The organism is Streptomyces sp. NPDC006335 (assembly GCF_040612795.1).
In the GTDB taxonomy this organism is placed as follows: Bacteria; Actinomycetota; Actinomycetes; order Streptomycetales; family Streptomycetaceae; genus Streptomyces.
Genome location: NZ_JBEXQX010000034.1, coordinates 18,886 through 44,221 on the forward strand (window position 1 = coordinate 18,886; position 25,336 = coordinate 44,221).

At 67.2% G+C, this 25,336-nt stretch carries 23 protein-coding genes and 4 pseudogenes; 14 read left to right on the forward strand and 13 right to left on the reverse strand.

Annotated features, from left to right (window positions below; translation table 11 throughout):
* Positions 1–168 precede the first annotated feature (168 nt).
* Positions 169–693, forward strand: a complete 525-nt coding sequence (locus tag ABZ098_RS43910) for a peptidase inhibitor family I36 protein (RefSeq protein WP_356600520.1) — start codon at positions 169–171, stop codon at positions 691–693.
* A gap of 260 nt (positions 694–953) precedes the next feature.
* Here ABZ098_RS43910 and ABZ098_RS43915 read toward each other — a convergent pair.
* Positions 954–1,064: pseudogene (locus ABZ098_RS43915) on the reverse strand (IS5/IS1182 family transposase); the annotation flags it as partial.
* Positions 1,065–1,725: 661 nt separating this feature from the next.
* Here ABZ098_RS43915 and ABZ098_RS43920 point away from each other — a divergent pair.
* From ABZ098_RS43920 to ABZ098_RS43955, 8 genes are all read left to right on the forward strand, one after another.
* Positions 1,726–2,313: a sigma-70 family RNA polymerase sigma factor gene (locus ABZ098_RS43920; protein ID WP_356600522.1), complete on the forward strand. Its 588-nt coding sequence runs from the start codon at positions 1,726–1,728 to the stop codon at positions 2,311–2,313.
* A complete protein-coding gene (locus tag ABZ098_RS43925; RefSeq protein ID WP_356600524.1) occupies positions 2,310–2,924 on the forward strand; it encodes a hypothetical protein in 615 nt (204 codons plus the stop codon). The genes ABZ098_RS43920 and ABZ098_RS43925 overlap by 4 nt, the downstream gene beginning before the upstream one ends.
* 1,550 nt (positions 2,925–4,474) lie before the next feature.
* The gene (locus tag ABZ098_RS43930) at positions 4,475–8,569 is read left to right on the forward strand and encodes an SGNH/GDSL hydrolase family protein (RefSeq protein WP_356600526.1); all 4,095 of its coding nucleotides are present in this window, start codon (positions 4,475–4,477) and stop codon (positions 8,567–8,569) included.
* A gap of 80 nt (positions 8,570–8,649) precedes the next feature.
* A complete protein-coding gene (locus tag ABZ098_RS43935; protein WP_356600528.1) occupies positions 8,650–9,051 on the forward strand; it encodes a hypothetical protein in 402 nt (133 codons plus the stop codon).
* A gap of 127 nt (positions 9,052–9,178) precedes the next feature.
* Positions 9,179–9,496, forward strand: a complete 318-nt coding sequence (locus ABZ098_RS43940; protein ID WP_356600530.1) for a hypothetical protein — start codon at positions 9,179–9,181, stop codon at positions 9,494–9,496.
* Positions 9,447–9,908 (forward strand): hypothetical protein, encoded by a 462-nt coding sequence (locus ABZ098_RS43945; protein WP_356600532.1) that lies wholly within the window; start codon positions 9,447–9,449, stop codon positions 9,906–9,908. The genes ABZ098_RS43940 and ABZ098_RS43945 overlap by 50 nt, the downstream gene beginning before the upstream one ends.
* On the forward strand, positions 9,908–10,621 hold the full coding sequence (locus ABZ098_RS43950; protein ID WP_356600534.1) for a hypothetical protein: 714 nt from the start codon (positions 9,908–9,910) through the stop codon (positions 10,619–10,621). The genes ABZ098_RS43945 and ABZ098_RS43950 overlap by 1 nt, the downstream gene beginning before the upstream one ends.
* A 204-nt stretch (positions 10,622–10,825) precedes the next feature.
* Entirely contained in the window at positions 10,826–11,128 is a 303-nt protein-coding gene (locus ABZ098_RS43955) for a hypothetical protein (RefSeq protein WP_356600536.1), read from the forward strand.
* A gap of 749 nt (positions 11,129–11,877) precedes the next feature.
* Here ABZ098_RS43955 and ABZ098_RS43960 read toward each other — a convergent pair.
* Positions 11,878–12,963 (reverse strand): annotated as a pseudogene (locus ABZ098_RS43960) (ATP-binding protein); the annotation flags it as partial.
* A 200-nt stretch (positions 12,964–13,163) separates the two neighbouring features.
* Here ABZ098_RS43960 and ABZ098_RS43965 point away from each other — a divergent pair.
* Positions 13,164–13,379 (forward strand): hypothetical protein, encoded by a 216-nt coding sequence (locus tag ABZ098_RS43965; protein ID WP_356600538.1) that lies wholly within the window; start codon positions 13,164–13,166, stop codon positions 13,377–13,379.
* A 110-nt stretch (positions 13,380–13,489) separates the two neighbouring features.
* Here ABZ098_RS43965 and ABZ098_RS43970 read toward each other — a convergent pair whose 3' ends face one another.
* Positions 13,490–13,684 carry a DUF6300 family protein gene (locus ABZ098_RS43970; protein WP_356600562.1) on the reverse strand — a complete coding sequence of 65 codons (195 nt, stop codon included), beginning with the start codon at positions 13,682–13,684 and terminating at the stop codon, positions 13,490–13,492.
* 116 nt (positions 13,685–13,800) lie between these two features.
* Between ABZ098_RS43970 and ABZ098_RS43975 the strand changes: the two genes are divergently transcribed.
* Complete coding sequence (locus ABZ098_RS43975) at positions 13,801–13,998, forward strand: hypothetical protein (RefSeq protein WP_356600540.1); 198 nt, start codon at positions 13,801–13,803, stop codon at positions 13,996–13,998.
* Entirely contained in the window at positions 13,995–14,474 is a 480-nt protein-coding gene (locus ABZ098_RS43980; RefSeq protein ID WP_356600542.1) for a hypothetical protein, read from the forward strand. The genes ABZ098_RS43975 and ABZ098_RS43980 overlap by 4 nt, the downstream gene beginning before the upstream one ends.
* Before the next feature lie 139 nt (positions 14,475–14,613).
* Here the strand turns inward: ABZ098_RS43980 and ABZ098_RS43985 are convergent, their stop codons facing one another.
* The 8 genes and pseudogenes from ABZ098_RS43985 to trxA form a co-directional block, all read right to left on the reverse strand.
* A complete protein-coding gene (locus ABZ098_RS43985) occupies positions 14,614–15,204 on the reverse strand; it encodes a TetR/AcrR family transcriptional regulator (protein WP_356600564.1) in 591 nt (196 codons plus the stop codon).
* A gap of 50 nt (positions 15,205–15,254) precedes the next feature.
* Positions 15,255–16,331: a hypothetical protein gene (locus ABZ098_RS43990; protein ID WP_356600544.1), complete on the reverse strand. Its 1,077-nt coding sequence runs from the start codon at positions 16,329–16,331 to the stop codon at positions 15,255–15,257.
* Positions 16,332–16,701: 370 nt separating this feature from the next.
* On the reverse strand, positions 16,702–17,517 hold the full coding sequence (locus ABZ098_RS43995; RefSeq protein ID WP_356600546.1) for an oxidoreductase: 816 nt from the start codon (positions 17,515–17,517) through the stop codon (positions 16,702–16,704).
* Positions 17,518–17,766: 249 nt separating this feature from the next.
* Positions 17,767–19,299, reverse strand: coding sequence for an MFS transporter (locus tag ABZ098_RS44000; RefSeq protein ID WP_356600548.1), 1,533 nt, complete (start codon positions 19,297–19,299; stop codon positions 17,767–17,769).
* Between the two features lie 212 nt (positions 19,300–19,511).
* Positions 19,512–19,833 (reverse strand): annotated as a pseudogene (locus tag ABZ098_RS44005) (TetR/AcrR family transcriptional regulator); the annotation flags it as partial.
* Positions 19,834–19,935: 102 nt separating this feature from the next.
* Positions 19,936–20,751 carry an oxidoreductase gene (locus ABZ098_RS44010; protein ID WP_356600550.1) on the reverse strand — a complete coding sequence of 272 codons (816 nt, stop codon included), beginning with the start codon at positions 20,749–20,751 and terminating at the stop codon, positions 19,936–19,938.
* 454 nt (positions 20,752–21,205) lie between these two features.
* Complete coding sequence (locus ABZ098_RS44015; protein ID WP_356600552.1) at positions 21,206–21,334, reverse strand: hypothetical protein; 129 nt, start codon at positions 21,332–21,334, stop codon at positions 21,206–21,208.
* Positions 21,335–21,671: 337 nt separating this feature from the next.
* Positions 21,672–21,998 carry a thioredoxin gene (gene trxA, locus ABZ098_RS44020; protein ID WP_356600554.1) on the reverse strand — a complete coding sequence of 109 codons (327 nt, stop codon included), beginning with the start codon at positions 21,996–21,998 and terminating at the stop codon, positions 21,672–21,674.
* A 1,488-nt stretch (positions 21,999–23,486) separates the two neighbouring features.
* On the opposite strand from trxA, the gene ABZ098_RS44025 reads away from it, so the two are divergent.
* Complete coding sequence (locus tag ABZ098_RS44025; RefSeq protein ID WP_356600556.1) at positions 23,487–23,996, forward strand: AAA family ATPase; 510 nt, start codon at positions 23,487–23,489, stop codon at positions 23,994–23,996.
* A gap of 30 nt (positions 23,997–24,026) precedes the next feature.
* Here the strand turns inward: ABZ098_RS44025 and ABZ098_RS44030 are convergent, their stop codons facing one another.
* Positions 24,027–24,224, reverse strand: a complete 198-nt coding sequence (locus tag ABZ098_RS44030) for a hypothetical protein (RefSeq protein ID WP_356600558.1) — start codon at positions 24,222–24,224, stop codon at positions 24,027–24,029.
* A gap of 87 nt (positions 24,225–24,311) precedes the next feature.
* Entirely contained in the window at positions 24,312–24,650 is a 339-nt protein-coding gene (locus ABZ098_RS44035; protein ID WP_356600560.1) for a DUF6233 domain-containing protein, read from the reverse strand.
* Between the two features lie 86 nt (positions 24,651–24,736).
* Here ABZ098_RS44035 and ABZ098_RS44040 point away from each other — a divergent pair.
* A pseudogene (locus ABZ098_RS44040) lies at positions 24,737–25,336 on the forward strand (hypothetical protein); the annotation flags it as partial.

Consider the following 25,336-nt stretch of genomic DNA (forward strand, 5'->3'; position numbering starts at 1 on the left):
CTCGTTACGTCCACCGTCTTAGCCGCAGCTTCTGCTGGAGCCCTTCTGCTGGGTACTGCCCCGCTGGCACACGCGGAGGGACCCACTGCGGAACCGTCGGCCACGACAACTCAGGAACCGACTGCAGAACCGACGGCAGAGCCGACCGAGGAGCCGACCGCAGACCCGGTGAACCCGGTGATCGCCGACTATGACGGGAAGAAGATCAACCTCGCCGAGTCATGGGAAGGCGCCAGTATCTGTACGGAACTTCCCAACGGCGAAGTCCACTGCTACGACTCCAATGAGGAATCCCTGGCAGACCCAGAACTTCCGGCCCAGGTCCGTAAGGCAAGCCTCAGAGCAACCACCGATCTGGCCTCTGACCCGCACGACAAATGTGCCGCCGACTACTGGTGCCTCTTTCAGGACGCCAACTACGGTGGCAGGCGCCTACAGTTCTCGAGCAGCGGTAAGAAGAACCTCGGCGACTACGGATTCCGCGACAAGCTCAGCTCGGTCTTCTACTGGGTCGGCCGCTGGTCGATCAACTACGGAACTGCGACGATCTGGGACTCGCGGTCCTGGCCGCTGCACGACCGGGAGCGTGAACTCATCCCCCCGCACGGCTGGGCGAACTTCAAGAACATGGACTACCCAGGTGGAGGCAACTGGAACGACAAGGTCGACGTCTTCCAGGTCGAGCGTTCCTGACACGGGGCAGGAGCATGAACACACCGCACTGAGCCCTTTCATCCTGGGTTGCACGGGTGAAGCGGGCTGGTCAGCGAGAAGTGTGACGTAGCAGAGCCCCTCGTTGTCGGAGTGGTGATCTCACTCATCACACAGTCGACCGAGGGGCTTTGTTGCAGACCCGCAGGACCGGGTCATGGGTGTCCTCCACGTGGACCAGTCCGGGCAGGTCGTGGTTGAGCTGGGCGAGGATACGTCGGGAGGTCGACCTTGGCCGGCTACCCGGTGGGCCTGCGGGCGAGCCGGCCCTTTCTGCAGGTCGTCAACGTCGGCTCGATTAAGGCCCATCGGGCGTCGGTCAGGTCGCTGGGGTACGGCTTTCGCTGGCTCACGCCGTAGCGTGATCGTGGATGTGGCGGACGGACTGATCCGCTGCCGCTGCGCGTTTTGGTGTGCTGCACCACTCGCACGCCGGCGTCGAGGACCGGGTCCGCACCCATGGCGACGGGACTGGACCACCTGCCCTCTGTCTCCTGGGAAGCGAACCGCGGATGGATGCTCGCCGTGAACCTCGCCCACGATCTCGACGCCTGGGTGCGGCTGCTGGCAGTGCACGACGACGAGGACCTGGCCGACGCCGAGCCCAAGACAATACGTTCCGCCCCTGTGGCCGGTCCGACGACGGCGACCCGTGGCGCCGGGCCCGCGAGACCCAGCTGTGCAGCGTCCCGGGATGGATACCCAGCTCCTCGACCACCCCCGGGGACGGGCTCCCGGTCTCCGTCATGATCCGCACCGCACCGTCATGGAAGTCGGCGTCGAGATGCACTTCCTGGATGCCATGACCTCCAACTATCTCTCCGGTCATGCTCCCCACAGGAGGGGAGGTGCACACGAGCGACTCGCGCACAGTGTGTACTCAAGGCAGGCTCGTGCTCCATATCACGCCCGCCAAGTCGACCCGAGCCTGAATCCGTCAGAGGCTGTAAGAGATCCGGCCCGGCCGAACATCTCCCGGTTGACGGCCGTTGATGGACGGACCATGGAGGTGCTGTGAGACGACGACGAACAACCGCCGGGGAGTACGGTGACCTGACCGGGCACCGGGCCCTTGAAGCGCTCTATACGGCTCATGCTGATCGGGTCCTGGCGTACCTGCTGCACCGTACGGACCGGGAGACAGCTCAGGACATCCTGTCGGAGACCTTCATGCTGGCCTGGCGCAAGTCCGGATCTGTGCCCGACGATGCCCTGCCGTGGCTGCTCGCCTCGGCCCGGCGGCTGCTCGCCAACCGCGTGCGGTCCGACCAGCGGCACCGCGCACTGACCGAGCACTTGGCGGTGATGGCCGACCGGACGGGGGCCGCGGAGATCGCGGACACGATAGGGACGCGTGCCGAGGTGGCCGCCGCGCTGTCGGCGCTTTCCGAACAGGACCGAGAGGTACTCGTGCTGAGCGCCTGGTACGGCCTGACGGCCAAGCAGGCGGCTGTAGTCGCGGGCTGCACGGCTACTGCCTTCGCTGTGCGCCTGCACCGGGCGCGCAAACGGTTCAGGGCAGAGCTGCTCCGTGCAGGCCATGCACGGCCGGTCCATAAAGCGATTTCCCACCCCCAATTCATCCAACGGGAGTCAGCATGAAGGAGAGCGTCACCAAGCACAGCCGGGCGGCCGACCTCGCCGCCGTCCGCGCTCTGCGGCCCACCGGCGACGGCACCGAAGGCTGGGCGGCTTCGGAAGACGGCCAGGCCGTCCTGCGGGAGATCCTGCTACGCACCGAGCGGCCGCGTGCCACGGCCGGTTCCGGGAGGCGTCGGCACATGTTCATGGTGGGTGCGGTCACGGCCGCACTCCTCGGGGGCGCCACCACGGCTGCCGTGGCCACATTCGGGCCATGGGACGAGGACGGGCGCAATGTCATGTGCGCTCGCACGCTGTCACCAGAAGCGGACCTGAGCCAGCTGCCGCTCAAAGCCATGAAGGATTTCGATCCGCAGGACGCGGCGCGTTCCTGCGCGGCATCCTGGGATCGGATGTGGAACCAGCCCGCCCAGGACACAAGGACGCGGACTCCCAAGCCGACCCGGTTCGTAGCCTGCTTCTTCCCCAATGCGCAGCCTGACAGCGGCGAATCCTCGGCCACCGGCGACGAGGGGGCACTCGGCGGGCCGGTGGTCTACCCAGCGGACGGCTACCCCACAGAGAAAGCAGCCTGCGCAGCCATCGGCTCCAAGCCCGTGGCCGGCGGTTGAGACCGACTGGAGAGGGCTGACGCAGGTCGTTTCGAAACAGCCCGGGAGCCTCCTGGACATACGGGCATCGTGCTTTCCGTCACTGGGCGTTTTCAGAGTGGTCACCGGTCGGGTGACGGGTCGGCCTCCCGTAAGGCACGAGGCTCCTCTGCCGTTGAGAGAGGTGTTCCACGTCTCAACCCAATAGGCGCAGAAGTCTCGTTGGTCTCCTATCCTGACGCAATCGACCTCCCGCTGGTTAAGAACTTGGCGGCGGGGTGTTCCCGGACCTCAAAGGTGCTGGTGCCTGAGGAACGGAGCAACGACGGTGACGGAACGTCACGAGCAGATCTGGGTCGGCATCGACGCCGACAAGGCCCATCGCTGGGCGGTCGGAGTCAAAGCCAGCGGAGAGAAAGGTTCTCTCCAGGAATCTCGTCAACTGTAAGGACGACATCCTGGCCTGAGCGTGGCGGCGTGCGAGGCGGCCTACGAGGTGCGGTGGGCGGTGGACATCTGCGGTCGGCCCTCAACAAGATCCGCGTGCCGGGATCCAGACAACCTGATCAGGATGCTCCCTGACGAGGTCCCTCCACTTTTTCACCGCAGGCCTGCAAGTGCTTACCGCGTTAGGCGAGGTGCGGATTCCGCTTAACGCTGCCGTGTGCACCCGATTCTGGTCGGGGACGTTTTAAGGGGTGCCTGCTCCGTAACGGCTGCAACTACTGTGACCCGAGCGGCGGGCAGGAAGCCCTGGCCCGTTACACGCATAGAGCTCACAGGCTGCAGGCAGGCAGCCTCGTGCGCGGCACTCAAACGGGGGGATTGTGTCTCGGGGGAACACAGGGGGTCGGAAAGCTGCCGCGCTCTCCTGCAGTCGTCTGCAGGATTTCCCTGCAGGCGGTACACCGACGCCGCCGAGTGGTACACGCTCGCCGGAAGCCCGACCTCGATCTGCCACCACGGGCTGCAAGACCTTCACGAAGCCGTCTTCGCCACTGTCCCAGCCGGAGGCGGCACTGAGACACCCGACATCTGCCGATGAAGCCGAGAACCTTCTACCCGGGCTTACAAGAAGGGGCGGGCCGCCCCATCTGTACACGGCGATCCGCGACCGTACCGAGTGAACTCGCCCTGGGTGAAGGACATCTGGTCTGACGACGCTCAGTCGTCTTCCACGTCGGGCATCAGTACGTGTCGTACCCTGCCCGATCACCGAAGCCGTTGGCATCGCCAACACCACCCCGGTCGCAGTATTGGAACCAACCGTCGGCATCGGGCAGCGCAAGGCAATCGCGACCCGGGGCTGGCACATCACTGCGCAGCTCCTCACCTAGTCCGCGTCCCTGGGCACGCTGGACGGACTCGACGGCACCACCTTGGGCACCCTGACCGTCCTCGTCACGGCCGTCACCCGTCAGTGCAACCCCGTCCCCGCCCATCCTCGGTCACGATCGCCCCGCCATTGGGTTGCTCACCGGTCATCTCGCCGGCCTATATCCGGCCTGGCGAGCCGCCCCAATCCCGCCCGCACAAGCTCTCCGCCGCTGAGCCGGTGTCGACCTACCGGCATGGTCGCGGAGTCTGCCCAGTCACATTCTCTTCCGGACCTAGGGGAATCCTTGAGATCGAGACGTAGAGCACATCCGTCTCTCGCGCTGACGGCCGCCGCACTGACGGTGGTCGGCCTCATCCCAGCCGCCGCGCCGGCTTTCGCTGCCGAGGCGACACCAAAACCATCACCAGAACCATCCGCCCAAACCGTGCCGCCCGCCCCGGTCGATGATCCGGGCAAGAAGCTTGGCACCGGCTGGAAGGCATCCGAGGACCGGGCGGTGACCAGTGCGGCCGACACCGACGGTCTGAAGATCCTCGTTGCCGACTCGTCGAAGGCGTACGTGTGGAAGACGGTGGCCTCCCTGGCGGAGCCGACGATGTCGGCGGACACCTGGATCGGCAACCAGTGCGTCATGGACGCCGGTCATGTCGCTGTCGTGTACGCGCCCCGCACCTTCACCAACAAGCCCGACCTCATGCAGGGCGGCGCCTTTGCAGCCGTCGTCAACACCATCACCGGCCGCGTGGTGAAGCTGCCGTTCACTGCGTCGTTAGCCTACTTCGACCCGTCCTGCAACACGGTCACGCACACGGCCGCCTTCACCGCCTTCCGTGACATGAACGACCCGGCGAAAACGAAGAGCCGGGTGGTCACGGTCAACACAGCCGGAAAGACGCTCGGTTCGCTAGAAACCGCGGGAGAGATAACCAGCGCGATACCAGTGCAGGACGGCGCGGCGATCGGCGCGCGCGGACGCGATCTAGTCCGCCTCGACGCCGGCGGTCGGCTGACGACGCTCGCCACCGCCGACAGCCCGCCGTTCAACATCCGGCTCACCCGCGACGGGCACGTCGCTTTCCTCGACCGTCAGGGCGACTCCACCGCCCGCGCCAAACTGTGGCAAGGGCACGGCACGCCTTCCATGATTGCTTCGGGCAAGCTCGGTGACGTGGACCTGCGCCAGGGCACCGAAGGACGGGTGTTCCTTACCGGCGAGCCCGCTCGTACCCAGCTGAAGGATTCAGGCGTCACGCTCCTGGACGCCCCCGCCGACACTGAGATCTCCACCTTGGGGCGGCTCGCCGTCGACCCTGTACTCACCCCCGGCGTGCGCCGCGGCCTTACCCGCGTCAAGGACGCGGGCAAGGACTTCGACAAGAGCACCGCGGGACCGGAGAGCCCGGTCACCGGTGCGCCGGACACCGCCAGCAGCGATGAACCGACCACCGTCACGTCGACCGCCACCACCACGGGTGCGAAGATCACGCAATCGGTGGGGCAGACTACGGCGAACAGCGGCGACACCTCCGTGTCTCCCGCCCTCACCGGCATTGCCGCACCCGCCGCCCTCACCGCGGCCGACAGCCGAGCAAACGACCCGGTCGACACCGACCGCTGGTGCTCGGTGCCCCGCAACGACGTGAAATCCCAGGCGCTGCAACCCACCCCGAACCAGGTCGAGTGGGCTGTCGACATGGCCATCCGCGGCGAACTGCGCTCGAGATGGATCGCACAGGGAGGCTGGCGTGACCAGATCGGGATCGGCACCATCGACCCGCAGGGCCTCTTCCCCCGCCCGTCCCTGACGGGCGGCGGCCGCATCCCCGCCAACGTACTGCTCGGCGTGATGGCACAGGAGTCGAACCTGTGGCAAGCCGAACCGGGCGCCGTTCCCGGCCAGATGGGAAGCCCCCTGGCCGCCTACGCCGGCTTCTACGGGCATAAGGGCGACACCTCTGCCGAGTACTGGAAGATCAACTGGGCGAACTCCGACTGCGGCTACGGCGTGGGACAGGTCACCGACGGTATGCGGATGGCGGGACACGAGAAGACGGGCGAGACCGCACTGCCCGCGGCCACCCAGCGCGCGGTCGCCCTGGACTACTCGGTGAACGTCGCCGCCTCCCTGTACATCCTCGCGGACAAGTGGAATGAGCTCCACGAGGCGGCGCAGAAGATCACCGTCAACAACGACGACTCAGCGAAACCCGAGAACTGGTTCGCCGCGCTGTGGAACTACAACCTCGGCTTCAACCCCCGCAGCGCCGAGTCAACGAATGGCAACTGGGGCCTGGGCTGGTACAACAATCCAGCCAACCCCGTGTATCCCCAGTCGCGTTCGGCCTTCATGAACACCGACATCGATCCGTACGCCGCCAAGGACGCGGCGCACCCGCAGGACTGGCCGTACGAGGAGAAGGTGCTGGGCTGGGCCGCCTGGTCCATGGACACCGGCTACTCCTATGCGACCTCCGGTCGGCAGGACTGGCCGGGCGAGTCCGGTTTCTCCTCTGCCGGCTTTCGCCCCGCCTACTGGAACGGCACGGCAGACGCCTACACCATGCCGGGCAGCGCGAAGTACAACCGGGCGCACGCCACGCCGTCACGCGACACGTTCTGCAACACCAAGAACAACTGCAATGCCGCCAGCCCGCCGGACTGCCCCAACGCCGCCTGCTACACGAAGTACTGGTGGCACGAAACCAACACGACCTGGAAGAGCGACTGCGCCACCAGTTGCGGCTTCGAGAACATCAAGTACCAGACCCTGGCGGCAGAACCAGGCCGCGGCACCCGGCTCCAGTACGGCACCCCGATCTGCGCCGGCGACTCCGCCAACAAGCTGCCCTCGGGCGCACTGATCGTGAACTCCGTACCCGACAACACGAATACCTACAGCTGGTGCGGTACGACCGGCACCGACGCCGGCAGCTTCCAGTTCACCTTCAACTCCGACGGCTCGGTCGGCTCCGGACTCGGCCAGTACGAGGCGAAGGGCGACTTGTACCAGATCGGCGGCGGATACGGCGGCCACTTCTGGTACGCCCACACCCGCAACGCCGCCCACCTCGGCGGTGGCAACGGGGCGATGACCGTCAAGGGAACCTGGACCCTGGGCCAGAACCTGAACAGCTGGGCCCGGGTCTTTGTGCAGCTGCCCGACACCGGTGCCCACACCCAGCAGGCCCACTACACCATCCACGGCGTGGCCGGTGGTGACCGGGAGCGCTATCTCAACACCCACTATGGCGCGAACACCTGGGCTGAGCTCGGTGTCTACCGCTTCACGGGAACACCCCAGGTAGAGCTCACGAACACCACGGACGACGGAACGGCCGACGAGGACGTCGCCTACACCTCGATCGCCTTCCAAAAACTCCCGGGCAAGCCGCAGGACATGGTCGTCGCGATGGGCGACTCCTACACGTCCGGCGAAGGCTCGGGCGACTACTACCACGTCAGTGACCGCGACCACGGTAAGACCAGCTGGAACGCCTGTCGGCGCAGCCCGAACGCATGGCCACGCAAGGTCACTCTCCCCAATCAGACACAGACCGTCGGGACCCTCGCGGACGGATTCAACGCGAACCTCGACTTCCAGTTTGTCGCCTGTTCCGGAGCTAAGACCTGGCAGGCGGGGACGGGCACACCCGTCGACGGCACAGGCAAGGAGACGTGGGGCTTCGACGGAAACTTCCACGAGAAGTTCCAGACCGACTCCGGAGTGCTCAGCTCGGACACGACCCTGGTGATGCTGACCATTGGCGGAAACGATGCTCGGTTCGACAAGAAGATCCAGGCCTGTGTAATGGAGGGATGTCCTTCCGAAGCGTCAATGCAGGCCGACATCGACGCAGCCGTAACGCAAACCGGGGCGCTGCTGGACGAAATCCACAACGCGGCACCGAACGCAACGATCTCCTTGATGGGATACCCCTTGCTGTTCAGCCGCACTGCGGCCTGTTCGACGCTGGTGAGCGCATCTCAGCGTGTCATCCTGAACAACATGGCCCAGTACTTCGAGGACAAGCAGAGGAACCTTGCCCTCTCCAAGACCTCGGCGGGAGTGCGCTACCGGTCCCCGCAGACGGCGTTCGAGGGCAAGCGGATCTGCGACACGCCGGAAGGCATCAACGGGGTAGTGGCCGGACCGAACGGCGACGGCGACTTCCACCATGACGACGACGCGACCCAACTGTGCTGGTGGTTCTGGGGAGACAGCTGCCTCAGCCGGGAGAGCTACCACCCCAACAAGACAGGTACCACCGCCTACGCGCAAGCGTTCATGACGCTAGGCCCCGCAGCGATCAGACAAGAGGACGAGTGAACCCGTCTCTTTCCTCCACCGGTGCTCCGTCGCGGTCCGACCGCGGCGGGGCACCGGCCCCCGGCTGCATGCTGGCACTCATGGTGCCCATCCTCCTCGTGCTGCTCGCCGCGGGAACGCTCATGATCATCTCCCACCGCCAGAATGACGCCAACGAACGCCATGAGAACGAGGCGCTGGAACAGATAACGAGGCATGCGCAGTCGTACGAGGACGATGTGCAGAACGAGGCGCGCAACGGCTACCCGAGCGAGGACCGGACACGTGCCATCGCCCAACGGAACCACAGCAGACTCATCTCATACGGGCAGTCAGCCCAGTCCCTGACCACCGTCGTCGAGTTCTCTGCGACGTATGAGGACACCAGCTTCCTCGGTACCTCACCCTCAATGGCTTACCGCTGCTACGTCTTCCATTTCCAACCGGCCAAGGGCGGAACAGTCCGGACGACGCTCGCCCTTCAAGAATGCAATTCCACCTGACCGAACAACCACCCACGCCCTGCGGGATCGGAGCGGAGGCGGATGCCGCCTACGAGACAGCGCTGCGCCAGCGGCCCCGCGATCACCGGGGCGCGGAGTTTGCCGCGGACGGTCCCTGTCGCTCGACGTGCCCGACTCCTTCGGCGAGGGCGTGCTGTGCCTGATCGACCGCAACGGCAGCTTCCCCTCTGCCTGTTCGGCCGTCCCCATCGCCGCGAACAAGCTCCTGCACACCGGCCCGCTCGACGCCTACGACAAGGCCGGGGCCGGGATCTACCTCATCGGCATCCCCGCCTGGACGCGCACCGACATGCCACACCCCCTGGGGCGGATCGCAGACCGGCCCGACGAGGACGGCCGGGCGTGGGTCACCACCCCCCCGCATCAAGCAGCTGGTGAAGCTCGTGCGGGACAACCACCTCGACAGGATGCCGACCATCCATGACTCCTGGACCGGGAAAGCCAACGAGTCGCTGTTCAAGCCGTTCTACGAAGCCACCCGCAAGGCCCGCACCGAGCTCGTCCAGATGGGCGGCGACCCCTACAAGGCCTACAAGACCCGCCTGTCCATCGCGCTGCGCCTGCTGTGGCCCAAGCGTCCCACCCAGCGCTCCCCGTTCTGGCGGCCGGACTGGCGCATGAGCATGGTCGCCGAGGCCTCCGTCCGGCGCTGGACCGTCGCCTTCAAGGCCGTCCAGGAAGGCCACACCCTCATCGCGCTGCGCGACGTCGACCAGGCCATCTTCTGGACCCCGCCCGGCACCCCGCCGTCCACCTACCGGATCGGGACCGGCTTCGGCGAAGTCAAGGCCAAGTTCGTGAAGACCGGCGAGACCATCCTCGAAGGTGACGACTGATGGCAGGCCCCACCGGACGCGGCACCTCCCTGGGCGCCGCCCTCAACGACCTGCTGCGCTCCCAGGTCACCGCCCGCCACCGGCTGTCCTCCTACAACGCCAAGCACTGGCACGCCCAGCTCTCCCAGCTCACCGCGACCCACCGCGGGCAGCAGGCCCTCGCGGACGCCGGTCTGTCCGACGCCGAGTACAACATCCGCCGCAACTACCGCGACCTCATCCACACCGCGTACGAGAACGTCGCCCTCGTCCCCGCCGACCCCATCCCCCGGCACATCAAACGGGGCCAGTACGAGATCAGCGGCGTCGTCACGACCGGCGACGACGAACGCGACCGCGGCACCGCGACGCCGCACCCCTGCGCATCGACGGCACCCGCGGCCACTGGGACGCGATCGAGGAGCTCTGGCTCGCCGGTGAACTCACCGACGACGAGTTCGAGGACCACTTCATCGACGACGTCATCGTCGAGGACATCGGCGAGGGCACCGACGGCTGGCAGTTCACCGGCGGCTCCTACTCCGTCGAACTCCGGTAACAGCCACAGCCCGCACCAGCGGCCGAACTACACGCCACAGCAGAGGAATCCACATCATGAGCCACCATCCATCACGGCAGCCCTTACCGCTGATCGCCGTACACGCAGAGACGGCCGCGAACGCCGAGCAGCGGGTGACGGAGCTGCTCGGCGCCGCGGGCGCAAGCCCTGGTGAGGTACACACCCTCATCGCGGCCATCCGCGCCGGCGCCGTGGAAGGCGCTCAGGGCGAAGTCATCGCGCTGGACACGCAGGCCCTCGCCGACGCCAGCGACCAGGTCCAGGAGGGCTGGCTTCGCGCCGTCGAGAGACGATCTCCGAGCGACTCGCCCACATCGCCGACCGCACCGTCCAGCAGGCACGAACGGCGGCCGCCGCCGTGGAAACACGGCCGGTCACATCCGAGTCGGAACCGACCTCCCTGCCCACCCCGGTCGACCAGGTGGGGGAGAAGCAGGTGCAGCACGTCCTCGCGGCAGCCGAGCGGATCTTCGTGTCCCTGACCGGCTACACGGGCTTCGACCGCGACCTGTCGCAGGAGATCCTCGCAGGCGTCCTCAAGTCCGTCAGCGCCGAGCAGCAGCATGCCTACGTACGGCAGTTGGAGGCCTTCGCGGAAGCCGGCCGGGAACCAGCGGAAGCTCATGCCCGCGCGCTACGTCCAGTCGCCAGCGACCTTTGAGAGGCGCTGTTCAGCTGTTGCCAATCGGCCCGAGAGGAGACCAGAGGGAACACGGGGAGGATTCTGCGGTACACCGGTCGACATGAAGCTGGCCGACCTCAGACCGATGTTCGCCCGCCACATCAAGCGGGGACCCGCCTTCACCTTTCACGAATTTCGTGCCGACCCTGCGCTGTCACAGCTTCGCTGGCCGGACTGCGTCCTCGAGTAGTTCCTCTACGAACACGGTGGTAGCCACCCGCCCTTCGAGGAGGACTACGGGCACATCGATCTCGCGAGCATCGTGTGGCACCTAGAGATGATCTCGCGTGAAGACTTCCGCGACATGCCCACCGGAGCGTCCGAGGTCGGTCTCATCGACCACATTGCCGAGCACCCGGTGCACTGGGTCAGCGTTCGTCCCGAACACATCGGCTGCCACTGGGAAGACCACGGCACTTGGATCCGACCGCCGCTCCTGATCGACCGGCGTCTCCTGGCACCGCCGGACGGGGGTCTTGAGGTCCTGGAGGGCCGAACACGCGTCGGCGTTCTACGAGGCCGCCTGCGTGAGGGCCTGAAAGTGGCGCCTTGCCACCAAGTGTGGGTCGGACGCCCGTGGGACGCCTCCGCCTAACGCTGGCTGCCCCGGACAAGAGGAACAGGCCTCCGTTGTTCTGCTGCCCCAGACCAACCAGGTTCACCTGGTGCTACCGGCGTGCTCACGCCCGGGCACACCGCAGTACACGCGGACGACGAGGAAGCGGGAGTCAGTTCTCGCGCTCCGGGGGGCGGATCAGATGCACGTAGGAGACTCCGCCCTGATTCACGCAGTCCTGAGCCAGGTCGTGAACGTGCCAGAAGTAGTCGAGATCAGGTTCTCCGGCGTTGACGGTCGTTGCGACGGGCGTGAATTTGTGCAGGGGGGTCGACGTGTCGGCGTAGGTGAAGCCCATCTGGTCTTTTGTCAGGATGGTGAGGGGCTCGCTGCCGGCCCATTCGATCCCGACGCGCAGGTCGTACTCGTCGTTCCCGGTTGCCTCCGCCGTGGCCCGGAGCAGTGCCATCAGGTCGGCTACCGCGCACTCGATGGCGTAGGACTCGATCTGGTGCCCGCCGAAGTGTCCCTCACCCACCTCCCGTGTTGGATGACCGCCGACTGCTGCGGCAAGAGAGACCGAACCGTCGTGGTGGATCGCGAGCCACGCCTCCTTCCACCGTGACCGCTCACTTGTCGCGGTGTTCACGCAGACCCAGCGGCGCAGCCCTGGGCGTGGATTACGCAGGTCTACGTTCTCCAGCGGGTGGATCCCTCGCCTGCTCGCGTACGTCAGCGCAAGGTCTTGAGTCCGGTTGAGTACCGCCCGCGCGCCGTCGCGGCTCAGTCGCTCTGTCAGGTGGGGGACGCGCGGGTGAGCGACGCCCATGAGCCAGGCTCTGTTGTGCGTGTCCCGGCCGGTGGACACGTCGGTGAAGAGTGCGTCCAGGGCCTCTGTGGCATGGCGGCGTTCCTCGAACCGGGCGCGATACATCGCCTCGATCTGTCGCTCTTTCATCCAGACCGTGTCCGCGTCGTTGCGTACGGGTGCGCCGAAGTAGTCGCCTCTGTAGATCAGGTGGGGTCCATCAACGCTTGCGGGGATCTCTACCACGACAGCGCGGTTTCCCGTGGTGTCAAGGCGATGGATGTTCAGTCCGAAGACCGGCGGGGAGATGGCCGTGATGGCGGCGCTTCGCAACGAGCGCTCGTAGACCTCGGTGAGCTCGCCGGAATCCATCCTCCCAGCCGCTGCCTTCTGGGACTCCCGGACGCCGTAAATGATCAAGCCACCGCCGCTGTTAGCCATCGCTGCAACGTCTTTGGGAAAGTCCGTCTATGACAGACCCTTTACTGGGGGCAGGTCGGTCTTCCAGTCAAGATCATCCGATTCCGTCACGCCCGCGGCTACCGCGGCATCGAGAAGATCCTCTGTCCATGGTCCCGGAGCGACTCCGAGTGCACGGTGAAGCGCTGTGAAGCTCATTCACTCACCCTAGAGACAAGGAAGCCTGAACCATGGACGTTCGCATATGGCACCGGCTCCGCCCCGTGCAGAACGCGCCCATCGGACAGGTGGAGCTGGAACGGTGCGGTGAGGGCCATGGCTGCGGCTGCGGCCGGGGCCCGCTGGCGTACGGCAACGATGGCACGGCTCACGCCGACGCCGCCATGCTGACGGCCGTGAGGCTGGACTCCTCTGGCGCCACGCTCAGCCTCGGCCGCGCGGTATGAGGCCGGGCGGGGCAGGTGGACTGAAGGGAGCCTCGGGTTCCTTGGCACGAGCCCAGCCGTGGGCGCGCATGGTCTCGGTCTCCCAGTCCTCGAACAGTTGGGGGAGGGCCTTAGGGGCACGGTCGGCGTCGCGGTGCCAGTTGGATGAAGGCTCGGGCTGCGGGACGGTGGGCGTCGCAGGCTGCACAGAGCTCCATCCACACACCGGTCCCGAGTGGGCCGTGCATGTGAAGCAGGAGGTCGACTCCGCAGCGGGAACAGGGCCGGGCCGGCTGTCGCTCGGCGTCGCGATCGGCAGGGCGCATGCGGGCCAGTTCTTCGAGACCCTTCACCCAGGCGTCCTGAATGCTTCTACCAGCCCTCCACCGCTCTGTGCGCGAAGCGGGGCCAGCACACGGGCCGGCCCCTGCCGCTGCTGACCATGTGCCTGACCTGTCCCAATGGCCGCCGCTCCAGCGTCCACCTGCCCCGTCTGACCACCGCCCGCGCCCAGGCCCAGCGCCCGCTCGACGCCCCGGCGGGGCTGTCCCGCCTCCAGACCGCCGCGCTGACCACCCACATCGCCGACCTCGACCACGCCATCGCAGAACTCACCTCCTCCGGAAGCCCCGACGCATGAATGACCCCGCCGCACTGCGGCTGCGGCACGCCCTTGAAAACAGTGGCATTCCCGTACGGCCGGGCCCCGACCAGGCTCTCGTGCACGCCTTCGAACGGATCGTGACCGGCAACCCCGAACACACCCGCGGCGCCCTGAACGTCTCCACGCTGTGCACGGAAGCGGGTATCTCGCGCGCCACCTACTACCGTTCACCCCTGGCGAAGATCATCACCGGACTGCTCCGGACACCGGACGCGCCTCGACCGCAGATCGACACCCTCACGGCGGACATCGCCCGTCTCAAGAAGGCGGACCGCGCGCTGCGCTCCCAACACGCTGCCGAGCAGCGGGAGGCACGCGCCACCATCGCCGCCTACGCCAACCACATCCAGACGCTCAGCCTGCGGAACGCCGAACTCGAAGCGGAGAACGCCACCTTGCACGAATCTCTCCGCCAGGAAGGCACCGTGGCCTCCCTCCCGGTGACGCGTTGAATGCCTCGTCGAAGGGGGTGTGGGATCGTCTGGCCACCCGGCGGGTGGCCGGCGCCGGGAGCGACGCGGATGCGGTTGTCGAGGGAGCCGCCGACCTTGTTCGACCGGACCAGCTTCTGATCGGTACGCGGATGGCGTCTTAGTTGTGCTGCTCTGCGTCCAGGAGTGCGAGGGCGTTGCGGATGCCCTGTTCGAGGAGTTGGTCGGCGAGTTGCCGGTTGGTCAGGGCGCGGGAGAGTTGCAGGGTGCCGGCCAGCATGCCGAGGAGGCTGAGTGACTTCAGGCGTGCCGAGGGCGGGTCGTGCGGTGCCAGGCGGGCGGCGAAGCCGTCGATGAGGGTCAGCACGCCGTCGGTGTAGGCCTGCTTGGTGGGATCCGTGGAGCGTGCGATCTCGTCGAGCAGGGCGGCGTTGGGGCAGCCGTCCTCGATGCTGTCGCGCTGTTCGGGGGAGAAGTACCAGCGGATGATCTGTTCGAGTCCGGCGCGGCCGGGTGCCGCCTGCGCGACGATGGTCTCGTGCTGGGCGCGCATCTGGTCGGCGACGGCGGTGGCGACGAGGTGGTCCTTGGAGGAGAAGTAGGCGTAGAAGGTGCCGTGGGTCAGGCCCGCGTCCTTCATGAGCGTGGCGACGCCGGAGCCGTCGATGCCGTCCTGCTTGAGCCGGCGGCCGGCCGTCGCGATGATCCGCTGCCGTGTCTCCTGCTTGTGTTCTTTCGTGTACCGCACTATGTGTTCCTCCTGGCAGTCGGGGCTGTGCCCCGGCTGCCGTCCTGGTCGGGTCAGTGGGCCGCGCCTGCAAGGAGAGAGGGGAAGTTGATCTTGGCGGTCTGCAGTTTCGGGTTGTGGGGCTCGGGGACCCCGCCGTCGGTGATGTAGAGCCGGTCGCCGCGCACCGCGGTGGCGGAGGGCGAGGCAAGGCCGTCCGCGCCGGTCAGGACCGCCTTGTAGGTGCCGTTGGGGTAGATGACCACGACCCTGTCCGGGCCGTTGTTCGAGGAGGAGCCGTTCTGCGCCGCGAAGACGATGTCGGAGCGGGGGGTGACGAAGCTGAGGTCGTCGATGTTGGGCAGGCCGCCCGCGACCTGGCGGATGGGGCCGGCCGTGCCGGTGGTGGTGACGGTGATCCGCAGCAGGGTTCCCTTGTTGAAGTTGCTGATCCACAGGGCGCCGTTGTGGAACCTGAGCCCGTTGGCGCCGATCGGCAGGGCCTCGGTCGGCACCGGCGCGAGAGCAGGATCGGTCAGCCACGGCGTCACCGGTCCGCCCGAGACCGGAACGGACCAGATGGTGCCCTTGAGGCTGTCGGCGATGTAGAGGGTGCGTCCGGCCGCGTCGACGGCGAGCCCGTTGGGGCCCGAGTCGGCGGGCAGCGCGGCGACGCGCTGCGGGGTGCCGTCCGCACGCAGCTTGTACACGCCGTTGCGGTCCGCGTTGCCCGGGGCCCACAACGCGTAGTAGACGGTGCCGTCACTGCCGCGGGCGTTGCCGCTGATCGCCTCGCCCACCTGCCCGGTGACGAGCACCGTGCGCTCCCCGGAGGCGGAGATGCGCATCAGCTCCGGACCGTGGGTGCGCTGGCACACCGCGCAGCTGCCGAGCATGGACAGGGTCACCGAGCCGTCGGGGTTGGCCGTGATGTTCTCGGGGATCTCGCCGGCCGCGAAGTCGAACGTCGCCGCCGTCCGTACGTCGCTCACCACGGAGCCGCGATAGCCGTGTCCCGTCCCTGCGGACGCGGACGGCGCCGAGACCAGGACGGCTGCCGTCGCGGTGACCGCCAGCGCGATGCCGACGTTCTTCTTCAGGAAACGCTGTGCGCTCGATGCGCTGCGCCGGGCCGTGTGCCGCTGTTGCATGGCTCTCCTCGGTAAATCAACGAGTTACTGATCAGTGGACATTCGGGAAGATCGGAGCTGCCGGTGACGGCGTCTGCATCAGAGGCACTCGGGGGAAAGGCCACGCTTTTGAGGCCGGGCCGGGATATCAGGCGGGCGGGCGATTGTTCTTGCGGATCTGCTTGCCGAACGCTCCCGCGGGGACGAGTCGGCGCCCTGCGGTGACGCGGGGCCGGCGGTGCAGCGCGGCTTCGGCCTCTCGCCGGTGGCCGCGTGACGATCACCTGGGCGACGGCGGCGGGGGCGTTGCCCTTCTCCACCGCATCCGCGATCATCTCGCCGAAGACGCGCCGTCGTGTTCGGGCGGGTTCGGGCACGCGAAAGGTGGGCCTCAGTTCGGCATCCGGTTGAACCTGCGGACGATGCGGTCGAAGATCCGGGCCGGAAGGACGCGGTGGAACACGCTGATGCCTGCGGCCGTCGTGCCGGCGGTGCGCCGCAGTTTCGGCTTATTGTCGGTGGCCGCCGCAACGATGACCTTGGCCACGGTGGCGGGATCGTCGCCGCCGCTGGTGTTCTTCGCCAGCACCTCGTCGAAGGTGCGCCGTCCCGACGCGTAGAGCGCCAACGGGGTGTCGCCCTGCACGCTGTGGTCCCCGAACGGGGTGTTGATCGGGCCGGGCTCGACGAGCAGGATCCGCACGCCGTGCTCGCGGACCTCGTGGTCCAGCGACCCGGAGTAGCCCTCGACCGCGTGCTTGGTCGAGGTGTAGATGGACATGAACGGGCTGGGGACGAACCCGCTGAGGGAGGAGACGTTGATGACGCGTCCGCGCCGCTGGGTGCGCATGTGCGGCAGAACCGCCTTGGTCATCCGCATGATGCCGTAGACGTTGACGTCGAAGACCTCCTGCGTCCGGGCGACGGAGAACTCCTCGGCGGCGCCGTTGGCGCCGACGCCGGCATTGTTGACCAGGACGTCGATACGCCCGAACCGGTCGATCACCTGCTTGACCACGGAGGCGACCGATTCGTCGCTGGTCACGTCGAGGTCGAGGTAGGTCACCCCGGCAGGCGCGGTGACCCGCGCGGTGTTGCGAGCGGTTCCGATCACCTCGAAGCCCGCCGCGGCGAAGGCGAGGGCGGTCTCCTTACCGACCCCCGATGACGCACCTGTCACGAGCACTACCTGCCGAGTTGCCGCCATCACGAGCTCCCTCAATTTTGACGTACGTACGTATGTCTTACGCTCGTATGTCTTACGTTCATACGACCATACGGGGGTCGTCGGTCGATGGCAAGTGGTCACGCCCGGCGATCCGAGAAAGGTCTGAGCCGGGTCAGCACCGGCATCGTGTACGGCGAGGCATCCCACCCCTCGCCGTACACGAAGTACGGGAAGTGCCCGAAGTGATCGCAGTACCCGAAGTGCCGGGCGCCCCCGGTGTACGGGCCGTCAGTGGGCGATCACGGGAATCTTCGCCTCGTCCTCGGCACCCTCGCCGGAGGCCGGACCGACTTCCGGCCTGCCGGTGTTGATGAAGGTGTAGGCGATCGTCGCGGCGAGCACGAGGATGCCGACGGCGAACCAGATCGCGTTGGTGTAACCGTGCACCTGGCCCTCCAGCTGGACCAGCTGCTGCTGGGCCTGGGAACCGGCACCGCCGATGTGGTCCTGGATGTACGCGGTCGTCGCCGAGGCGGCGATCGTGTTCAGCAGGGCGGTGCCGATCGCGCCGCCGACCTGCTGCGAGGTGTTGACCATTGCGGAGGCGACACCGGAGTCACGCGGCTCGACACCGTGCGTGGACAGGGAGAGGGCGGGCATGAACGCCGTACCCATGCCGAGGCCGAGGAGCACCAGCCCCGGCAGGATGACGCGGGCGTACGAGGTGCCGATCTCCAGCTGGGTGAGGAAAAGCATGCCGGTCCCGGCGACCAGGAAGCCCGGAGCCATCAGCAGGCGCGGGGGAACCCGGGTCAACAGGCGGGTGCCGATCTGCGTGGAGCCCACCATCAGGCCGCCGATCAACGGCAGGAAGGCGAGGCCGGTCTTGACCGGCGAGTAGCCCAGCACGAGCTGCAGGTAGTAGGTCAGGAAGAGGAACAGGCCGAACAACGCGATGATCGCCAGGCCGAGGGAGAGGTAGACGCCTCCGCGGTTGCGCTCGGTGATGACGCGCAACGGCAGCAGCGGGGCCTTGACCTTGGACTCGGTGAAGACGAACGCGGCGAGCAGCACCGCCGCGGCGACGAACAGGCCGACGGTAGTGGAGTCGCCCCAACCGGCGGACTCGGCGCGGGTGAAGGCGTAGACGAGCGTGACCAGACCGAGGATGGACAGAACGACGCCCGGGATGTCGAGCGGCGAGCGGTTGCGGCTGCCGGACGGCTCACGGATGACCAAGTACGCACCCGCGGCCGCGATGACCGCGAACGGGATGTTCACGAAGAACGTCCAGCGCCAGTCGAGGTACTCGGTGAGCAGGCCGCCGAGGATGAAGCCCACGGCGCCGCCGCCACCGGCGATCGCACCGTAGATGCCGAACGCCTTGGCGCGCTCCTTGGGCTCCGTGAACGTCACCGCGAGCAGGGAGAGAGCGGCGGGCGCGAGCAGTGCGCCGAACGCGCCCTGGAGGGCACGGGCGCCGAGCATCATGGCCTCGTTGGTGGCCGCGCCGCCGAGCGCGGAGGCGACAGCGAAGCCGATGAGACCGGCGACGAAGGTGCGCTTGCGGCCCCAGAGGTCCGCGAGCCGGCCGCCGAAGAGCAGCAGACCGCCGAAGGCGAGAGCGTAGGCGGTGATGACCCACTGGCGGTTGCCGTCGGAGATGCCCAGGTCCTGCTGTGCGGACGGCAATGCGATGTTCACGATGGTGGCGTCCAGCACGACCATCAACTGGGCGAGCGCGATGAAGCTGAGCGCTTTCCAGCGGTTGGAATGGGAGTCGGCTGCCGCCTTGGCGGTGGCCTGAGCTGTTTCAGACATGGGGATACCCACTTCGGGACTTCGTGGTGAAAAACGATGAGAGAAGTTCCCAGCGACAAAGCTGGAGACGAAGAGCGAGACAGCGAGACACGGTCAGGGACGGCTCGTCATCGTCGACGGCTGAAAGCGTTGTACGAGGTGGTGACTGGTTACGACATCGATCTGACCGACCCGATCAGTCACCCTCGGCGCATGTCTTCCACGGTCACGGCCTATCCGGGCACTACGGAGCGGGCGCGGCCGCAGACCGTCCAGGAACATCTGCAGATGACGGTGCACGAAGCGGTCCATGCCCTCGCGGTGCCTGGCAGCGGCCCGGTGAACTGGCTGACGGCGACCTTCAGATCGCCGGACTCCACATCGGGGCGCAACTGCCCGGCCTCTCGGGCGCGCTGCATCATTTGCCCGACCAGTTCCATCAGCCGCTCGCGTGCGACGAACAGGTCGGGGTGGTCCTGGTCAAAGTTCACCGCGAGCATCGGACACAGCGCGTCGCCGCTCGTCCGCCGCCATGTGCACGAAGCCACTCAGCGCCCGACCGTGCCGTCCCCGGCGGCGTCCACGGCTACTCGGCTCCACCCACCTCGGGCAGTCCGAAGCCTCCACCGATATCGGAGCGGTTCCCCGTCTCAGGTCTCAGCCGGGGAGCTTGTTGCTCTTGCGGATCTGTCCGTCGAAGACCCCGGTGGGAAGGATGCGGTGCGCCGCGCTGAGGAGCCGGGCGCTGCGGCCGGCGGTGTAGCGCACCTGCGGCTTGGAGTCGGTGGCGGCCGCGACGATCGTCTTCGCGACGGTGGCGGGGTCGTCGCCGTCCTCGTTGACCGACAACGCCACCTGGTCGGCGATACGCCGCTGCTCCGCATAGATCTGCATGGGCATGTCCGGTGCGACGGTGTTCGCCTCGAACGCGGATTTGGTACCGCCCGGCTGGACGATCAGGGCCCGGACGCCGTGTTCGCGGATCTCGTGGTCCAGGGACTCGGTGTACCCCTCGAGCGCGTGCTTGGACGCCGAGTAGTTGGCCATGTAGGGCGCGGGGAGGAACCCGAGGACGGACGAGATGTTGATGATGCGCCCGCTTCCCTGGGCGCGCATGTGCGGGAGGACGGCCTTGGTCATGCGCATCACACCGAAGACGTTGATGTTGAAGAGGCGCTGGGCCTGGGCGAGAGAGTTTTCCTCGTCGGCGCCCGAGGAGCCGATGCCCGCGTTGTTGACCAGGACGTCGATCCGCCCGAACCGGTCGATCACCTGCTTGACCGCGGCAGCGACCGAGTCGTCGCTGCCTACGTCGAGGGCGAGGAACGTCACGCCGTCACGACGGTCGGCTGACGACGTCTTCCGGCTCGTTCCCACCGTCTCGAAGCCCGCTGCGGCGAGCGCGAGGGCGGCCGCCTTTCCGATTCCGGTGGACGCGCCTGTCACGAGTGCCACCGGCCGAGTTGTCGCCATCACGAGCTCCCTTGATTTTGAATTACGAACGTATGTCTTACGTTTGTACGACCATACGGGTCTCGTCGGTCGATGGCAAGGGTCGCGTCCGGTGATTCGAGAAGGGAGCAGGAAACGTGGGGTGCAGTACGGGAAAGGCCACGAGTAGACGACGAGCCGGAACCGCCGGCTGACGTCTGCGCACTCGCCACCGCCACTGGGTGCAGGAAACCGCGCGGGAACGCTTTCTGGGGACTCGAACTCGAAGGGCTGCCCAGGTTCGTCACCCTCGACTGAGCCACGACCGCACCAGCGGCCCGCTGAATTCGTTTCCTTCGCGCAGGTCATCTGTGCCGCGCCGACGGCAGCACGGCCTACTTCCTGCTTCGGCTCCCCGAACCATCGGCGGCGAACGCGCCTTGTCTACAGAGGGTGCGCCGCCTGAGACACCTTGGGTCTGAGACGCCCGTACAGGTCACATAACGCCGTCGAACGCGGTCGCATCGGGAAGCTGCCCGGCCCCGGCGACCACTTCGGGGGACGCGGCAGCCATCTGCGTGCCGCGCCGCGACCGCAGCACCACCTCGCCCTGGTCGACGGACACGACAGCCCGGAATCCGTCCTTCTCCAGACTGCGAGGTGTCTCATGAGACACCGGCGGCGCCTCTCTTACCGCCAAGTCATTGGCGAGGTCTGCACTGACGGTCGTGCCCCGCTGGTCAGCAGGCTGTCAACACGATGGGGTGGAACAGCCGAGACGCATTGGCAGCCGTCGAGCGGCTGACAGCGGGCGAGGAGCTGACAGTGCACGGCCGGGACGAGGGTTGTACACAGGGTGTAACCCTGCCCGCGCCGAACGGAAAGCCGTGTCACCTTCGCCGCGACCGGGCCATGATTGTTCTCAGGGTGAACGGCTGTACCAGCATCGCCAAAACCAGCAATCAAGCGTAAAGAATGTCGTGAAGATCCCGTTCCAGCGCGTCCTTTGGTTTGGAACCAACGATGCTCTTGACGGGTTCACCGTCCTTGAAGACGGTCAGAGTGGGAACCGACATGACCTGGTATGCCCTGGCGGTGTTCGGATTTTTATCAATGTCGAGCTTGACGACCTCGATTCTGTCGCTGAACTCGGCGGCGATCGCCTCCAGGTGTGGCGCTACCTGGCGGCAAGGCGCGCACCAGTCGGCCCAGAAGTCGACAAGGACGGGCTTGCTGCTTCCGAGTACGTCCTCGGCGAATGAAGCATCGGTCACGGCTTTCAGTGCCACAGCAGCTCCTGTGCGTTTAACAGTGCTGGACGGATCACCCAGCGGTTACAGCCCTACCTCATCCGGCCGCCAACACAGTCTCCGCCTCGCAAGGGAGTACCTCGTTTGCCTGCACCCAGGTTCTGGAGGCGGAATGCGGCCGGGGCCGGCCTGTAAGGGGGTTAGCCGGGGTAGGCCCACCATGATCGTTGCCAGCGCCAACGCTGTACCGATGTTCCCCGAGGCCGATACCGCGATGTCACTCGGATGAGACGACTGCAAGTGTCTGGAGAACCATCCCACTTAGGTCGGCAGCCCAGCCCGCCCTGAGCTGCGGCGACGGGGTCAGCGTGGCCAGCATCGGCTCCGGCGGCATCCAGGTCACGCGCCATCCCTTCCACCGCGACCCCGCGCATAGAACCCACACGGCGGAAACCGGATGCCGTGACGCCGCTCCCGCCAGACTTCACCGGCCGTGGTCGCCCCGACCAGGAGACCGCCGTACCCCAATCACGGAGCGCCTGACCGCTCATAGCGGCCGGCGTTGAACGACGTCCACCGTCTGCTGACCCTCCCGCACGGTCAGCAGACGGTGGTGCGGGCGGCGCGCCCGCTGCGGTACGGCCGCCCCGCCCACGCGCGGACCCGGCCGCATTGAGCGAACCGGGCCCTGAAGTGGTCTATGCGGTGCGGGGTGTTCTCGACTTTCTGCTGAGCGTCTCGCCGGACCGCAGGCCCGTCATCACCCACACGGGTGGCACCGAGCGCTCCCGTTGGCCAGTGAGTAGTTGAGTTGGCCGGTGGAGTGCCTGTTTCTGATCCCCTGTACCAGCAGGTGGGAGGTGGTCAGTCCGAAATAGGGGCTCTGCGTAAACGTTCGGGGAACGGTCGCACCGTTCCCCGAACGGAAGCGGTGGGGGTAGCGGGGCTCAGGTGCCATGGGATGACGGCCACCGGGGTGACCGTGGGCCCAGGACCGGTGGTGGTCCGCGCCACTGCCAGCCGGAGACTTCCTAAAGAGCCGGATGCTTGATCTCTCTCAAGCTGCCGACCGGCAATTCGGTCTACGGCTTCGCCTCGTGGCCGGAGGGTCGATTCTCGTTGTGAGCAGCCACCGCCTACTCGGCGAGATCCTAGAGCACAGGAAGCCCCAAACTCGTCAGAAGGGCGTGCGCCGGGTCAAGGGTGTTGGTGAGCAAGGGGCCAACGATCGGAAGCGAATCGATGAGGTTCCCGACAGGCCCATAGAGCCCTGCCGCGGAATCGACAGTGTCCGCACTCGGGAGCGGGGCGGCGTAAGCGGTCGTGGGCACGAGGGCGGTGGCAGCGGCCCCGGTGACAGCGAGGGCGGCGATGATGCGTTTTGCGTAGTTCATGCCTGCCTTAACGATCTTCCGGCAGCATGGGCACGCAAAACACCCGGCCCGGCGTCGGCTCAACTGGCCAAGCAGAGCGATCAGCCACGGGCGTGCGACATAAGCGCGACAGTGCCGGGCGAGGCTGTCGGACATGAGCCTGTTTCCCTTATGCGACGGCGCGGCCGTCCGCGAGCTGGTGTCCGGCCGGTGCGTGCTGATGATGGGCGCCTCGGGGGCCGGGAAGTCGACCCTCGCCGCCCAACTCGCCGGGACGACGGGGGCCGTGGTCGTCTCGTACGACGGCCACCAGCGGCAGACCGTCGGCGACACCGGCATCGAGCCGGTCGGCGACCTCGCGCTCATGAAGGCGTGGACGGAGCTGGAGGGGCACTGCGCCGCCGGGAGGCCGGTCATCGTGGACGGAACCCACTGCCAGCCGCAGCGGCGCGGGAAAGTCCGTGCGGTCGCGGCTGCGTACGGCCTGGAGACGGTCGTCGTGGTGCTCCTGGTGCCTTTGGAGGTGTGCCTGGCGCAGCAGCGTCTGCGCGGGCGGCGTGTCCTGGACAAGGACGTCGTCCGCCAGCATGAGGCGATCGTGGCGGCGCTGCCCTTGCTGGCCGGTGAGGGGCATGCGGCCGTGATCGGCGTACGCTCGCGATAGGGGAAGGGTGCCCAGCGGTGCTCGGCCCTTCTACGGGCGCGTGCTGACGAAGCGCACGGTCGCCCCCCAGGCGGTCTTCGCCGACTCCATGCACCACTGGCACAGCGGGATGCCGCCGCTGCCGTACTTGTGTGTCTTGCGCTGGCAGGCGGCGCAGGGGCCGATCTTGTCGCCGGGACAGATCAGCGCGGACGGGTCCGGTTCGGTGATCGGCGGGGGAGTGGTCATGGTGGTTCCCGTTCCAGGCGGCGCGCATGAGCCGTCCACACGTCAGAGTAACCAGAGTCTTGGCACGGCCGTTCGAGCCGCGCCCCGCTAAGTCGATGATGTGGAGCTGGGGTCGGGCTGGCAGTGGGTGCAGGCCCGCAGTCCGTCGGCGAGGAGGCGGCGGGCTTCGTCGCGGCTGATGGGGCGGCGGCGGGAGCCGATCATGTGGCAGTGGCCGGCGTGGACCTGGACGGGCGGCTTGCCGGTGCCGATGCCGACCTCGACGACCCACTCGGCCGGCTGCGGCCGGTTCTTCCGCCCGTGTTCCTCTTCGGCCTTGCGGCGCTCGAGCCGGGCGATTTTCGCGTCGATGCGGTGCAGCCATAGGGCGTGCCACACCCGCAGGGTGTGCAGTCGGTCCAGGTCGGGCGGCAGGTCATCGAACACATTTTTGATTCTATGCTCATGATCACGCCTCGTCCCCTCGCGTGTTCGATTCTATGTTCGATAACGTGGTGGGGGAGGTGAGCACGATGAGCACGCAGTCGACGGCAGGCGGCGCGCAGGGCGTGGTGATGCACGTGCGCTGCCCGGACCGGCTGCCGGAAGAGACCTACCGGCAGGTCCTGGAAGAGCAGGCCGGGCTGTCGCCGGTGGTGCAGGCGCTGCCGCCGACCGCGGCCCTGGTGGACCTGCGCGGCGCCCTGCCTTACTACGGCGTCGACGCCGTAAGGCTGGGGGAGGTGCTGCGGATCAGAACGATCTCCCGCCTGGGCGTCGACGTCCGCGTAGGCATCGGCCCCACCATCACGGTCGCCGCCACCGCCTCCGGCCAGATCCCCCGACCCGGCGGGGTCCTCGCGATCACCCCCGAGGAGGTCGCGAGCTGGCTGGGCCCGCTGCCCGTCGACGCCCTGCACGGCATTGGCCCACGGCAGGCCACGGTGCTGCGGGACTACGGCGTCCACTGCGTGGGCCTGCTCGCGGCACTGCCGCCCGCCACGGTGCAGCGCCTGCTGGGCGGAAAGGCCGGCCGCCTGGCCGCCGACCGGGCCCGCGGCATCGACCCTCGCCCCGTCATTGCCCGCGCGGTGCCCGCCACGGCGAGCGTGCGCTACCGCTTCGTTGAGCAC